A 12414-nucleotide genomic window follows, 5' to 3' on the forward strand; every position below is an offset into this window, starting at 1 on the left:
GGCCGGGGTAGGGTGCGCGGCGTTTTCGCACTCCACTGCCGAGGTCGCTGCATGTCGTCGCTGCCCCCGTGGCTGGCCAACCTGTTGCCCATTCTCATCCTGCTGGGAGCCATCGCGCTCGTGCTCGCGCGGCTGCCCAAGGTGGAGCTGGGCCACACGGACGCCTTCCGCCGACGCCGCTTCTTCAACTGGTTCCCGCTGGGGATGACGTACGCGTTCCTCTACATGGGGCGCTACAACCTCAACGAAGCCACCAGCGCGATGAAGGGCCACACGTCCAACGCGGACTTCGGCACCATCTTCTTCTGGGGCACGCTCGTCTACGGCTGCGCGTTCCTGCTCAACGGACCGCTGACCGACAGGCTCGGGGGCCGCAAGACCATCCTCTTGTCGGCCGCGGGCTCGTCGGTGGCCAACGTGCTGATGGGCGTGGTGGTCTACAAGGTCCTCACCGAGGGCTGGCAGCCGCCGGGCGGCATCGTGGGGACGCTGTCGTTCCTCTATGCCGTCAACATGTACTTCCAGAGCTTCGGCGCGGTCTCCATCGTCAAGGTGAACGCGTCCTGGTTCCATGTGCGCGAGCGCGGTCAGCTGGGCGGCGTCTTCGGCATCCTCATCTCGCTGGGCGTCTACTTCGCCTACGACTGGAGCCGCTTCATCGCCAAGGCGGCGCCCACGTACTGGGTGTTCTTCGTGCCGGCGGCCATCCTCGCGGCCTTCGTGGTGCTGGACTTCTTCGTCATCCGCGACACGCCCAGCCACACGGGTCACCCGGACTTCGATACCGCGGACGCGTCCAGCGGCGAGGTGGCGTCCAGCAGCGTGTGGGAAGTGTTCAAGAAGATGATCAGCAACCGCACCATCATCATCATCCTGATGGTGGAGTTCTGCAGCGGCTTCATGCGCAACGCCATCATGCAGTGGTACCCCAAGTTCGCGAAGGCGACGGGCCTGTCGGAGGCGTTCGTCGCGGCCAACTGGGGCATGCTGCTGTGTGTCGCGGGCATCACCGGCGGCATGTTCGCCGGCGTCATCAGCGACCGCGTGTTCGACTCGCGGCGCGGGCCGGTGTCGGCGGTGCTCTACGCGGGCATGAGCCTGGGCGCGGTGGCCACGCTGTTCCTGCTCAACAGCCCGGCGCTCGGCTGGACGGTCATCTTCATGTCCCTGTGTGTCATCGGCGTGCACGGCATGCTGTCGGGCACGGCGAGCATGGACTTCGGCGGCAAGAAGAACGCGGGCCTCGCGGTGGGCATCATCGACGGCGCCGTGTACGCGGGCACCGCCCTCCAATCCATCCTGCTGGGGCGCATCCTCCCGGCGGGGGAGGTGGCCAAGGACCCCAACAACTGGGGCAACTGGCCCCTGGCCATGCTGCCCCTGTCCTTCGCGGGCCTGCTGTTGGCCACGCGGGTGTGGAATGCCCGCCCGCAGCCGAAGACGGCGCCCGTCGGGGGGGCCTCGGTGGTCACCCAGCCGGTTGCGACTCCCAAGACCGGTACGGGAGGCTGAGGCCGCTGTGGACCGCAGGACGTCACGGGGGCATCACTCCCCCGTGACAGGGTTGTGACGTAGAGTGTGGACGTGTCCCAGGTACCCGCCCCACTGCCACTGCAGAGCCGCTTCGAGGTTCACGACCGGAAGCAGTTCGAGATCAAGCTCGAGTACCAGCCCTCGGGGGCGGACGAGACTCGCTACCTGGTGGAGGCGCACCTGTTCCTCCCGGGGAGCCTGAACATCGACGCGGAGACGTACCCCCGCGCGGACTTCTACGCGGACATCCACAACTACGTGCGCTTCAAGACGCCGGTGATGGCGGTGCAGGAGCTGCTCACGTCGGACGCCTCGCCGCTGGTGCGGCTGGAGGCGTGGCTGCGCACGGGGCTGGGCTCGGAGAAGGACATCGTCTACCAGGCGAAGCTCCTGTCGTGCGTGCTGCGCGGGGCGCTCAGGCGCTTCGCCACGGGCGTGGAGACGCGCTGCGAGGGGCCGGTGGCGCTGCCCACGGAGGCGTGCGCGACGCTGGAGTCGGACGTGGTGGCGATGCAGGCGGGGGTGACCGAGGTGCTCGCGCGCTTCCGGCAGTGGCTGCGCTCGGTGGGGGAGCTGCGGCTGCAGGAGCGCTCGCGCGCGTCGCTGCGGCTGGTGGACGAGTACGTGAGCCTGCTGGTGGAGAACGGCTTCCGGCGCGCGGTGGCGGACATGAAGGCGCTTCCGCGTGGGGAGCCGTGGCTGCAGCTTCGCAAGGGGCTGATGGAGGCGGTGCTGCGCGAGGAGTCCTACCGCAAGGAGCACCGGCTTCGCAGCGTGCTGAGCCCCACGGGGGACAACGAGGAGTACATCCAGCGGCTGGGCATGCTGAAGAAGTTCTGCATGAACGTGCTCTTCCTGTCCTCGCGCCGGCGGCAGAAGCGGCAGGGCTGGGAGGAGGTGCTCTTCGCGCTGGCGGCGGGCATCGCCATGGCCTTCGCGACGGCGGTGGCGCTGTGGGCGCAGATCCGCTTCACGCAGGTGAGCCTCAACTTCTTCCTCATCGCCGTGGTCGGCTACATGATGAAGGACCGCATCAAGGAGGGCCTGCGCCGGGTGCTCAGCCGGGTGGCGGCCACGCACCTGTCGGATCGCACCGCGGACCTGGTGGACCCGGTGACGGGGCGGACCATCGGCACGTGCGAGGAGCGCGTGGACTACGCGCCCAAGGTCCCCGACTCGGTGGCCTCGCTGCGCCACCAGGACGACTTCCTCACCGTGTCCCAGGGCGAGCTGACCGAGACGGTCATCCGCTACCAGAAGCACATCATCCTGGACGCCCGGCTCCTGCCGCGCACGGAGCGGGGCCTGTCGGGCGTGACGGACATCCTGCGCTTCAACGTGGAGCGCTTCCTTCGCGACATGGACGAGCCGGAGCTGGCGCTCGAGTACGTGGACCTGGCGGACCTGTCCGTGGGTCACATCCGGGGCGCCAAGCGTTATCCGGTGGACGTCGTGCTGCGCTTCACCGTCGAGGAGGAGGAGACGGACCGGCGCCAGGAGAGCACGCAGCTGGTGCGGCTGGTGCTGGACCGCAACGGCATCCAGCGCATGCTGCGCTTCGCGGACACGGCGGCCGGGGCGCCCCCTGGCCCCATGCCCTGGCAGTCGGCCGCCTGAGTCGGGCGGTTTCGGCGGCGCTCGGCGGCCCGCGCGGGTAATGTTCGCCGCGCTCATGGCCCACGAAGACTTCAAGAAGCGCATCCGCGACGACTGGCGCGACAGCCTCCACGCCATCCTGGCCAAGGCCCGCTCGCTCGGGGAGCAGGCGGTGCTGGCGTTCGACCTGGACTCCACCCTGCTCGACAACCGGGAGCGCCAGGCGCGCATCCTCCGGGAATACGGCACGGCGCATGCGGTGGAGCCGCTGTCCACGTGCAAGGCCCACCACTGGAACTCCGGCTGGGACATGCGCGAGGCGATGCGCGCGTGCGGCCTGGAGGCGGCCCTGGTGGAGCGGCACTTCGAGCCCGCGCGCCACTTCTGGGGCGAGCGCTTCTTCACCAGCGAGTACTGCGCGGTGGACGAGGCCATCGACGGCGCGGCGGCCTTCACGCACGCGGTGGTGGGCACCGGCGCCCGGCTCGTCTACGTCACGGGCCGTCACGAGGGCATGCGCGGGGGCTCCGTCGCCTGCATGCGCCGGCTCGGCATGGCCGTGCCGGATGGGGAGCGGGTGATGCTCGTGATGAAGCCCGCGCCCTACGACGACGACGATGCGTTCAAGCGCGAGGCCCATGCGCAACTGGGCCGGCTGGGGACCGTGGTGGCCGCCTTCGACAACGAGCCCACCCACGCCAACGACTACCGGCGCCGCTTCCCCGACGCCACCGTCATTCATCTGGCCACGGATCATTCCGGCCGGCCCGTGACGCTCCTGGACGGCATCATCAGCGTGCCGCACTTCACGCTGGTTTCCTGACGCACCGCGCCTGAATTTTCGGGGGAAGGGCGCGGGGTTTGAAAGGCTTTGAAGTCCCAGGTCCGCGCGCTATGAGGCGCACGGCATTCGCCGTCCCCGGGTGAGGAGGGACGGCCTGCATGGAGGCACCCGCGGTGGCCAGCCCGTACTCGAAAGAACAGCTGTTGACGATGTACCGGAAGATGTACCTCATCCGCCGTTTCGAGGAGCGCGCGGGTCAGCAGTACACGCTGGGGAAGATCGCCGGCTTCTGCCACCTGTACATCGGGCAGGAGGCGGTGGCGGTGGGGCCCGTGGAGGCCATCCGCCAGGACGACTACATGCTCAGCGCCTACCGCGACCACGGCCAGCCCCTGGCGCGCGGCAGCGACGCGGGCATGGTGATGGCGGAGCTGTTCGGCCGCGGCTCGGGCTACAGCAAGGGCAAGGGCGGCTCGATGCACATCTTCGACATCGAGCACCACTTCTACGGGGGCTACGGCATCGTCGGCGGGCAGATTCCGCTCGCGGCCGGCATGGCCTTCGCCAGCCGCTATCGCAACGAGGACCGCGTGACGGTCTGCTACTTCGGCGACGCGGCGGCCAACCAGGGCGCGCTCCACGAGACGTTCAACATGGCGTCCAAGTGGAAGCTGCCGGTCATCTACATCTGCGAGAACAACCGCTACGGCATGGGCACGGCCATCGCGCGCACGTCGGCGGTGCCGGAGATCTACAAGCGCGCTGCGGCGTACGACATGCGCGGCGAGCCGGTGGACGGCATGGACGTGCTGAAGATGTACGAGGCCGTGAAGGACGCGGCCGCGTGGTGCCGCGCGGGCAAGGGCCCGGTGCTGCTGGAGGCGAACACGTACCGCTTCCGTGGCCACTCGATGGCGGACCCGGCCAACTACCGCACCAAGCAGGAGGTGGAGGAGGAGCGCAAGAACGACCCCATCCCCAAGCTGCGCGACTACGCCATCAAGAATGGCCTGGGGGCGGACGCGGACTTCGAGCGCATCGAGGAAGAGGTGAAGGCGCAGGTGGACGCCGCGGTGAAGTTCGCGGACGAGTCCCCGGAGCCGAGCCTGGAGGAGCTGTGGCGCGACACCATCGTCGAGCCGGGCGAGGAGGACGTTCGCCCGCGTGAGCGCGTGCTGGGCGTGAAGGTGACGAACTGGCCGAAGTACCCGAGCGGCCAGGAGCTGAAGGTCACCTGGGACCTGGAGCCGCGCGAGCAGGCGGAAGCCGCGGACAAGAAGGCGGGCCTGAGCCACTAGTGCCCGGCCCGTCACACCCCAACCCTTTTTGATTTCGAGTCGGAGCCGACGATGCCCGAGTTGATGTACCGCGAGGCCCTGAACCAGGCGCTCGCCGAGGAGATGGAGCGCGACGCCAACGTCTTCCTGATTGGCGAGGAGGTGGGCCGCTACAACGGCGCCTTCAAGGTGTCGCAGGGACTGCTGGACCGGTTCGGGAGCGCGCGCATCATCGACGCGCCCATCTCCGAGCTGGGCTTCGGTGGAATGAGCGTGGGCGCGGCCATGGTGGGCCTGCGTCCGGTGGTGGAGATGATGACGTGGAACTTCGCCATCCTGGCGATGGACCAGATCGTCAACAACGCGGCCAAGCTGCGCCACATGTCCGGCGGCCAGCTGCGCTGCCCCATCGTGTTCCGGGGCCCGGGCGGCGCCGGCGGCCGGCTGTCCAGCCAGCACAGCCAGGCGTTGGAGGCCAACTACGCGCACTTCCCCGGCCTGAAGGTGATTGCTCCGGCCACGCCCGCGGACGCCAAGGGCATGCTCAAGGCGGCCATCCGGGACGAGAACCCGGTCATCATGTTCGAGGGCGAGCGGCTCTACGCGCTCAAGGGCGAGGTGCCCGAGGGCGAGCACGTGGTGCCGCTGGGCAAGGCGGACGTGAAGCGCGAGGGCACGGACGTCACCATCATCACCTGGAGCCGCATGTATTACTTCTGCATGCAGGCGGCCGAGGAGTTGGCGAAGGAGGGCATCAACGCGGAGGTCCTGGACCTGCGCACGTTGAGGCCGCTGGATGAGGAGGCCATCCTCGCGAGCGTGCGCAAGACGAACCGCGCCGTCATCGTGGAGGAGGGCTGGGCGCTGGCGGGTGTGGGCGCCTCGGTGGTGGACATCATCCAGTCCAAGGCGTTCGACGACCTGGATGCGCCGGTGGAGCGCGTGACGGGGCTCGACGTGAACATGTCCTACGCGGCGAACCTGGAGAACGCGACGCAGCCGGACGCGCCCAAGATCATCGCGGCGGTGAAGAAGGTGCTGTACCGCGAGGGAGCCTGACCCGTATGGCCACGCCCATTCAGATGCCGAGCCTGTCCCCGACGATGACGGAGGGGAAGATCGTCAAGTGGCTGAAGAAGGTGGGGGACAAGGTCTCCTCCGGTGAGGCCATCGCCGAGCTGGAGACGGACAAGTCCAACCTGGAGATCGAGGCGTACGACGACGGCTACCTGCTGGAGATCGTCGTCGGCGAGAACCAGACGGCCCCCGTCGGCGCGCCCATCGCCTATGTCGGCGCGAAGGGCGAGAAGGTCGCTGCCGGAGGCGCGCCCGCGCCGAAGGCCGCCGCGCCGGCTCCCGCGCCCGCCGCCGCTCCCGCGCCGAAGGCCGCCGCGCCCGAGGCCCCCAAGCCCGCTGCCGCCCCCGCCGCGTCCGGTGGTGGGGACCGCATCGCCATCCAGTTGCCGAGCCTGTCCCCGACGATGACGGAGGGGAAGATCGTCAAGTGGTTGAAGAAGGTGGGGGACAAGGTCTCCTCCGGCGAGGCCCTGGCCGAGCTGGAGACGGACAAGTCCAACCTGGAGATCGAGGCCTACGACGACGGGACACTGGCGGAGATCGTCGTCGGTGAGAACCAGACGGCCCCGGTCGGCTCGCCCATCGCGTACCTCACGCCCAAGGGGGGCAAGGCGGCCGCCGCCGCTCCCGCGCCGAAGGCCGCCGCGCCCGAGGCCCCCAAGGCCGCTCCCGCCGCGCAGCCGGTCCAGGCTCCCGCTCCCCAGGCGCCTTCCGCGTCCGGTGGGGGACGCCGGGTCCGGGCCAGTCCGCTCGCCAAGAAGATTGCCCAGGCGCGCGGGCTGGACATCGCGCAGGTGCAGGGCTCGGGTCCCTCGGGTCGCGTGGTGAAGCGCGACATCGAGGAGGCGCTGGCCAAGGGTGGAGCGAAGGCCCCCGCGCAGGCGCCCTCCGCGCCGGCCGCGAGGAAGGGCCCCTCGGCGCCGACGGTGGCGCGCGCGGAGTCCCGCACCGAGCCCCTGTCCTCCATGCGCAAGGTCATCGCGCAGCGGATGACGGAGGTGAAGCCCGGCGTGCCGCACTTCTACCTCACCATCGAGGTGGAGATGGACGCCGCGGTGAAGGTGCGCGAGGAGGCGAAGGCGATGGACCTCAAGGTCTCCGTCAACGACCTCATCGTGAAGGCCGTGGCCATGGCCGTGCGCCGCTACCCGAAGGTCAACGTGTCGCTGCAGGGTGACCAGGTCATCCACCACGGCTCGGTGGACGTGGGCATCGCGGTGGCGCTGGAGCAGGGCCTCATCACCCCCATCGTCCGCGACGCGGACACCAAGGGGCTGCAGGCGCTGTCCACGGAGATTCGCGAGCTGGCGGAGCGCGCGCGCAAGCGGGCCCTCAAGCCCGAGGAGTACACGGGCGGCTCCATCACCGTGAGCAACCTGGGCATGTACGGCATCGACAACTTCGCCGCCATCATCAACCCGCCGCAGGCCTCCATCCTCGCGGTGGGCGCGGTGACGGACAAGGTCGTGGTGCGCGACGGGCAGATGGTCATCCGCAAGATGATGTCGGCCACGCTGTCGTGCGACCACCGCATCGTCGACGGTGCCATCGGCGCGGAGTTCCTCCGCGAGCTGCGCGGCCTGCTGGAGCACCCCACGCGGCTGCTCTTCTAGGCTGCTTGCAGGTGAGTGGCCCGCTTCCTCGCTCCGTCCCCGGAGCGGCTGGGAGCGGGCCCTCTCGTTTCTACTCGCGGGTGGGCTCGCGCTCGCCCGCCTCTTCCTCCTCGAGCTTGCGTTGCGCCTCCGTCACCCGGGCCTGCTGCTCGCGCGGCGTGCCGGTGGGGAGCTCCTGCTCATCCTCGTGCGAGCGTCCGCGGATTCCGGGCCAGGGCTCGGGGCGCGTGGCCTCCACGTGGTCGATGCGCTCGGCGTAATCCGCGTCACTGCCCGCCTTGCGCGGCTTGTCGTCGGGCTTGTCCTGGTGCGCCATGACGAAGTCCCTCCTGAGGGTGCGTGTGAAGTTGCGCGATTAACGGTGGGGCGCCCCGCGGAAGGTGGCCACCCGGGGCCCGCTGCGTGGCCCGCTCTCCCGGTTGCTGGGCGGGCACGAAAAAAAGGCCGGCAGCCGAATCGGTTCGCTGCTTAACTTCGTCCAAATGAACGACGACATGACACGCGAACGGCTTGTCCAGGGTGTGTCGGAGTTGGAGGAGCGGGTGGGCCCGCCGCTGCCTCTCGCGCAGTCGCTGCACCAGGCCCTGCTCGGCGCGGTGTTCCCCCTCACCGCGGAAGAGCTCACCTGGGTGGCTCGTGAGAACGAGGCCCCGCCCACGGTGCTCTCGCTGTTGGGCGCCCTCCCCAGGGGCCGCTTCGCCTCCGTGGACGCGGTGGCCGTGGCCCTGGAGCAGGACACCGGTGATGCCCTGGCGTCCCCGGACACACCCGCGCCCGTCCTCACCTCCACTCGCTGAACCCTCACTCCTCCTGCGCCCTCCCGTCGCCGGCATGCCCGGTGAGCGGGCAGGGTGACGGGCACTCGTCTGGATTTTCCTGGGGGTCAAACCTGTCTGGTTGGTCTAGAGTTCGCGAGGCATTACGTCCCGGGGGGACGGTTCCGTCGGCACCCAGCAGAAAGGGAGTCGGAGGAGGCGCTATTCTAGGCGGCACCAGCCTGGCCTCTTTGAGGGATAGCCGGCCAGGAGGAGCGTCATGAACCCGTCTGAACTACCCGCGGTGCTGTACGTCGACGATGACGCGCTGAACCTGCGGGTCTTCGACGCGAACTTCGGACAGCGCTTCCGCATCTTCCGCAGCGCGTCTCCCAGCGAGGCGCTGGCGTTGCTCGAGCAGCGCAAGGGCGAGATTGGCGTCATCCTCTCCGACCAGCGGATGCCGGGGATGACGGGCGTGGAGCTGCTGGAGCGCGCGCGCTCGATTGCCCCCGACGCCAAGCGCATGCTCGTCACGGCGTACGCGGACATGCAGGCGGTCATCGACGCGGTGAACCGCGGCCAGGTGACGCGCTACTTCGTCAAGCCGTGGGACCGCTCGGAGCTGCAGGCGGCGCTGGACGACGCGCTGAAGATTGCCCGGCTGGAGCTGCGCATCCGCGAGGTGGAAGGGCGGATGATGAAGTCGGAGCGTCTGGCCACGCTGGGGCAGGTGACGGCGGGCATCGCGCACGAGCTGATGGGCCCGGTGGGCTACCTGTCGCAGAACGTGTCCTCGCTGCAGCGGGATTTGACGAGCGTCATCCAGTACGTGTCCAAGCACCTGTCTTCGGACCCGAACCCGTCGGTGGCGGAGACGGTGGAGGACCTGCCCGCGCTCATCAAGGACCTGGCGGACGGCGCCGAGCACCTGCGTCAGGTGGCGCTGGGCCTGAGGGCCCAGGCGCGCGGCGAGGACATGGAGGCCACCGCGGACGTGGCCGAGGTGGTCTCCTTCGCGGTGAAGCTGGCGCGGGCGGAGGTGCGGGACAGGGCACGGCTGACGAGCAACGGCGAGGCGGTGCGCGTCATCTTCGGGCCGGTGAAGCTGTGCCAGGTGCTGCTCAACCTCGTGGTGAACGCCGCGCAGGCCATGTCGGGCACGGGGCGGCAGGGGCGCATCGAGGTGCGCTGGGCGGTGCGGCCCGACGACGTGGTGCTGACGGTGGCGGACAACGGCTGCGGCATCCCCGTGGACCTGCAGGAGCGCGTGTTCCAGCCGCTGTTCACGACGAAGCCGGTGGGAATCGGCACGGGCCTGGGCCTGTCCATCTGCCGCGAGCTGGTGGCGCAGGCGGGAGGCAACCTGCGGCTGTCGTCCACGCCCGGCGAGGGCACGGACATCGAAATCACCCTCCGGCGAGCCCCGCCCCTCTGAGGCCGAAGGCGTTGCTGAGCATGCGCCACACGCGGTGGAGCGTCTCTCCCTCCGCGTGGCGCACCTTCTCCACCAGCACGGCGTGCCGGGCCTGGGCGCCCTGGGGGCCGTACTCCACGACCAGCGCGTAGCCGGAGCCGGTGCGCTCGACGATGTGCACGGCGCGGACCTCGTCGAAGGGGATGAGCTCCGTGCGGGTGGCGCCGGGAGTCCACGCCAGTCGCTCGACTCGCAGGGTCTCCGAGCGGAAGTGGAGCACGAAGCGGCGGCGGCCGAGCTTCGACTCGAGCCGGAGGGCGGCTCCCACCAGGGCCGCGGCCACCAGGGCCAGGGTGGCGGAGGCGGCCGGGAGCGAGCCCTTCTCCTGTCCCACCAGGACGGCGGCGCCCAGGGCGCAGCCCACGGCGACACCGACACACAGGCCCGGCAGCATGCGCGCATCCCACCGGGGCGGGCGGGATTCCCCCACCAGCCGGCCCCCGTCGTAACGCAGGCGCACGTCGCCCAACAGCGGGGGCACCCGATTCTCCTGCAACGCGTCCTCGAAGCTCGCCACGGGCATAAGCATACCGGTCCCCGCATGCGAGCCTCGAAGTCCGCGTGAAGCTGTGCGAATCTCCAAAGCCATGGATCTCCCGTTCGAGACCGGTGAGGGCGACGGTGGGGAGGGGGGAACGCTCGCCTCGACGGTGTTGGTGGTGGACGACGAGCCCGTCGTGCTCGACATCTGCGCCCGCTTGTTGGAGCGCGAGTCGGACCTCGTGGTGCTGGTGGCGGCGAGCGCGGAGGAGGCGCTGCCGATACTGCGTGAGCAGCGCATCGACGTGCTGGTGACGGACAAGAACCTGCCTGGCATGGGCGGGGTGGAGCTCGTCGCGCAGGCGCGGACGCTGCAGCCCACGCTGGAGGCGCTGATGATCACCGCCTACGCGAGCAGCGAGTCCGTCATCGCGGCCTTCGCGGCGGGGGCGAGCGACTACATCCTCAAGCCCTTCGATGACCTGCGGGTGCTGCGCGCCAAGGTGCGCGCGGCGCTGGAGCGGCGCACGTCCGGGACGCGAGTCCGCGAGCAGGCGCGGGAGGTGGCCCGGGAGGCCGCCGCGCTGCTGGCCGCCGGGCAGGACGCGCCGGAGCCCGCGCACGTGGCGCTGGAGGAGGAGCTCCGGGCCTACGAGGAGTCGTCACGCCAGGTCCAGGCGGGCCGCGTGGCGGTGGTGGGCAGCGCCGAGGCACTGGAGTCGCTGCGCGAGTCCGGGTTCGAGGTGCGGGAGCTGCCGCCGTACGCGCCGGAGCTCGAAGAGGTGGACGTCGTGGTGGTGGAGACGGGGGACCCTCAGTGGCGAACGCTGGCGGAGCGCCTGCAGAGCCGGCCGCCGGATGTGCTGCTGCTGGCCAGTCCCGAGGCGGACCTGGGTGACCTGCTGGAGGCCATCACCCTGCGCATGGACCTGGTGGGCTTCGGCACCACGCAGGGCGCCAGCGTCCTGCCGGAGAAGGTGCGGATGCTGCTGTTGCGCCGGGGTGTCCAGCGAGCCCAGGACCGACTGGCCGCCGCGCTCTCCGCGTTCCGCCAGAGCATCCTCGCGCCGTCGGCTTGAGCCGGTGCTTCAGGCCTCGCCGGCGTCGAGCTGGCGTGCGAGGTCGAGCTGAAGCGCCAGCAGCTCCGTCATGGGCACAGCCCGTCGAGACACCTGGGTGAGGTCCTTGCCTTCTGCCGTCCAGAGGGGAGGGTGGAGGGAGAAGCCCTGATCCGGTGAGAGCCTCGAGGCCTCTTCGCTCCAGCCGGCCGCGCGGTACGCGCCATAGAACCCGGCGAGGTCTCCAGAGAGGAAGAAGGCCAGCAGGTCCGAGTAGCCGCGCCCCAGGTCCTCCCAGCGGAGCGTGTCGGGCGCGAAGTAGAACGCGCCGCCTCGCCCTTCGCCGAGTGCCCCGCCGTCGAGCGCGAAGAAGCCGCCGAGGACATCATGGGCCACGAGCAGCATTCCCCGGCTCGCAGCCACCGCGGGATGCGGGCCCAGCGCATTCCACGTCGCCAGACTGCCGCGCATGCGCGGGCCTCCGCCGCCCAGGATTCGGAGCCAGCCCCCGTCGACGAGCAGGCCCCCTGTCTCGTAGGCCACCGCGCCCAGGGGAGAGCGCGTCGTCACCTGAAGCAGGTGGAGCACAGCTCCGGCGGCGGCTTCGTCGCGAGGCAGGACCTCGACCGGGTGGCTCGCCGAGCCCAACCACTCCCGCACCAACGGCCACGCGGGGTCCTCGGTTTCGAGCAACGCCTCGAGCGGCCGCATGCGTCACCCCACTCCGGAAAAACAAAACGCCGCCTTCTTTTCAGAAGGCGGCG

General features: G+C 69.9%; 11 protein-coding genes and 1 pseudogene. 9 read left to right on the top strand and 3 right to left on the bottom strand.

Features of this window, described 5'->3' with window-relative positions; genetic code table 11:
* The first annotated feature begins 51 nt into the window (after positions 1 to 51).
* The 6 genes and pseudogenes from AC6JA9_RS16330 to AC6JA9_RS16355 all read left to right on the top strand — a co-directional run bounded on the left by AC6JA9_RS16330 (position 52) and on the right by AC6JA9_RS16355 (position 7880).
* Complete coding sequence (locus AC6JA9_RS16330; protein WP_223783003.1) at positions 52 to 1512, top strand: MFS transporter; 1461 nt, start codon at positions 52 to 54, stop codon at positions 1510 to 1512.
* 72 nt (positions 1513 to 1584) lie between these two features.
* Positions 1585 to 3150 (top strand): hypothetical protein, encoded by a 1566-nt coding sequence (locus tag AC6JA9_RS16335; RefSeq protein ID WP_223783002.1) that lies wholly within the window; start codon positions 1585 to 1587, stop codon positions 3148 to 3150.
* 55 nt (positions 3151 to 3205) lie between these two features.
* Entirely contained in the window at positions 3206 to 3952 is a 747-nt protein-coding gene (locus AC6JA9_RS16340) for an HAD family hydrolase (RefSeq protein ID WP_223783001.1), read from the top strand.
* Between the two features lie 134 nt (positions 3953 to 4086).
* Positions 4087 to 5211, top strand: a complete 1125-nt coding sequence (gene pdhA, locus AC6JA9_RS16345; protein ID WP_408891744.1) for a pyruvate dehydrogenase (acetyl-transferring) E1 component subunit alpha — start codon at positions 4087 to 4089, stop codon at positions 5209 to 5211.
* 42 nt (positions 5212 to 5253) lie between these two features.
* A pseudogene (locus AC6JA9_RS16350) lies at positions 5254 to 6249 on the top strand (pyruvate dehydrogenase complex E1 component subunit beta); the annotation flags it as partial.
* A gap of 5 nt (positions 6250 to 6254) precedes the next feature.
* Entirely contained in the window at positions 6255 to 7880 is a 1626-nt protein-coding gene (locus AC6JA9_RS16355; protein ID WP_267696720.1) for a pyruvate dehydrogenase complex dihydrolipoamide acetyltransferase, read from the top strand.
* A 70-nt stretch (positions 7881 to 7950) separates the two neighbouring features.
* Here AC6JA9_RS16355 and AC6JA9_RS16360 read toward each other — a convergent pair whose 3' ends face one another.
* Positions 7951 to 8196 (bottom strand): hypothetical protein, encoded by a 246-nt coding sequence (locus AC6JA9_RS16360; RefSeq protein ID WP_223782999.1) that lies wholly within the window; start codon positions 8194 to 8196, stop codon positions 7951 to 7953.
* 178 nt (positions 8197 to 8374) lie between these two features.
* Here AC6JA9_RS16360 and AC6JA9_RS16365 point away from each other — a divergent pair, with 178 nt between their 5' ends.
* On the top strand, positions 8375 to 8677 hold the full coding sequence (locus AC6JA9_RS16365) for a DUF2795 domain-containing protein (RefSeq protein ID WP_223746780.1): 303 nt from the start codon (positions 8375 to 8377) through the stop codon (positions 8675 to 8677).
* 238 nt (positions 8678 to 8915) lie between these two features.
* Positions 8916 to 10073 (top strand): sensor histidine kinase, encoded by a 1158-nt coding sequence (locus AC6JA9_RS16370; RefSeq protein ID WP_141323248.1) that lies wholly within the window; start codon positions 8916 to 8918, stop codon positions 10071 to 10073.
* Here the strand turns inward: AC6JA9_RS16370 and AC6JA9_RS16375 are convergent.
* Positions 10045 to 10641 carry a hypothetical protein gene (locus AC6JA9_RS16375; protein WP_497960085.1) on the bottom strand — a complete coding sequence of 199 codons (597 nt, stop codon included), beginning with the start codon at positions 10639 to 10641 and terminating at the stop codon, positions 10045 to 10047. The genes AC6JA9_RS16370 and AC6JA9_RS16375 overlap by 29 nt on opposite strands.
* A 58-nt stretch (positions 10642 to 10699) precedes the next feature.
* On the opposite strand from AC6JA9_RS16375, the gene AC6JA9_RS16380 reads away from it, so the two are divergent.
* Entirely contained in the window at positions 10700 to 11671 is a 972-nt protein-coding gene (locus AC6JA9_RS16380) for a response regulator (protein WP_194869019.1), read from the top strand.
* Between the two features lie 9 nt (positions 11672 to 11680).
* Here AC6JA9_RS16380 and AC6JA9_RS16385 read toward each other — a convergent pair whose 3' ends face one another.
* Positions 11681 to 12361, bottom strand: a complete 681-nt coding sequence (locus AC6JA9_RS16385) for a DUF2625 family protein (protein WP_426746861.1) — start codon at positions 12359 to 12361, stop codon at positions 11681 to 11683.
* Positions 12362 to 12414 lie beyond the last annotated feature (53 nt).

Source organism: Myxococcus sp. MH1 (genome assembly GCF_059738865.1).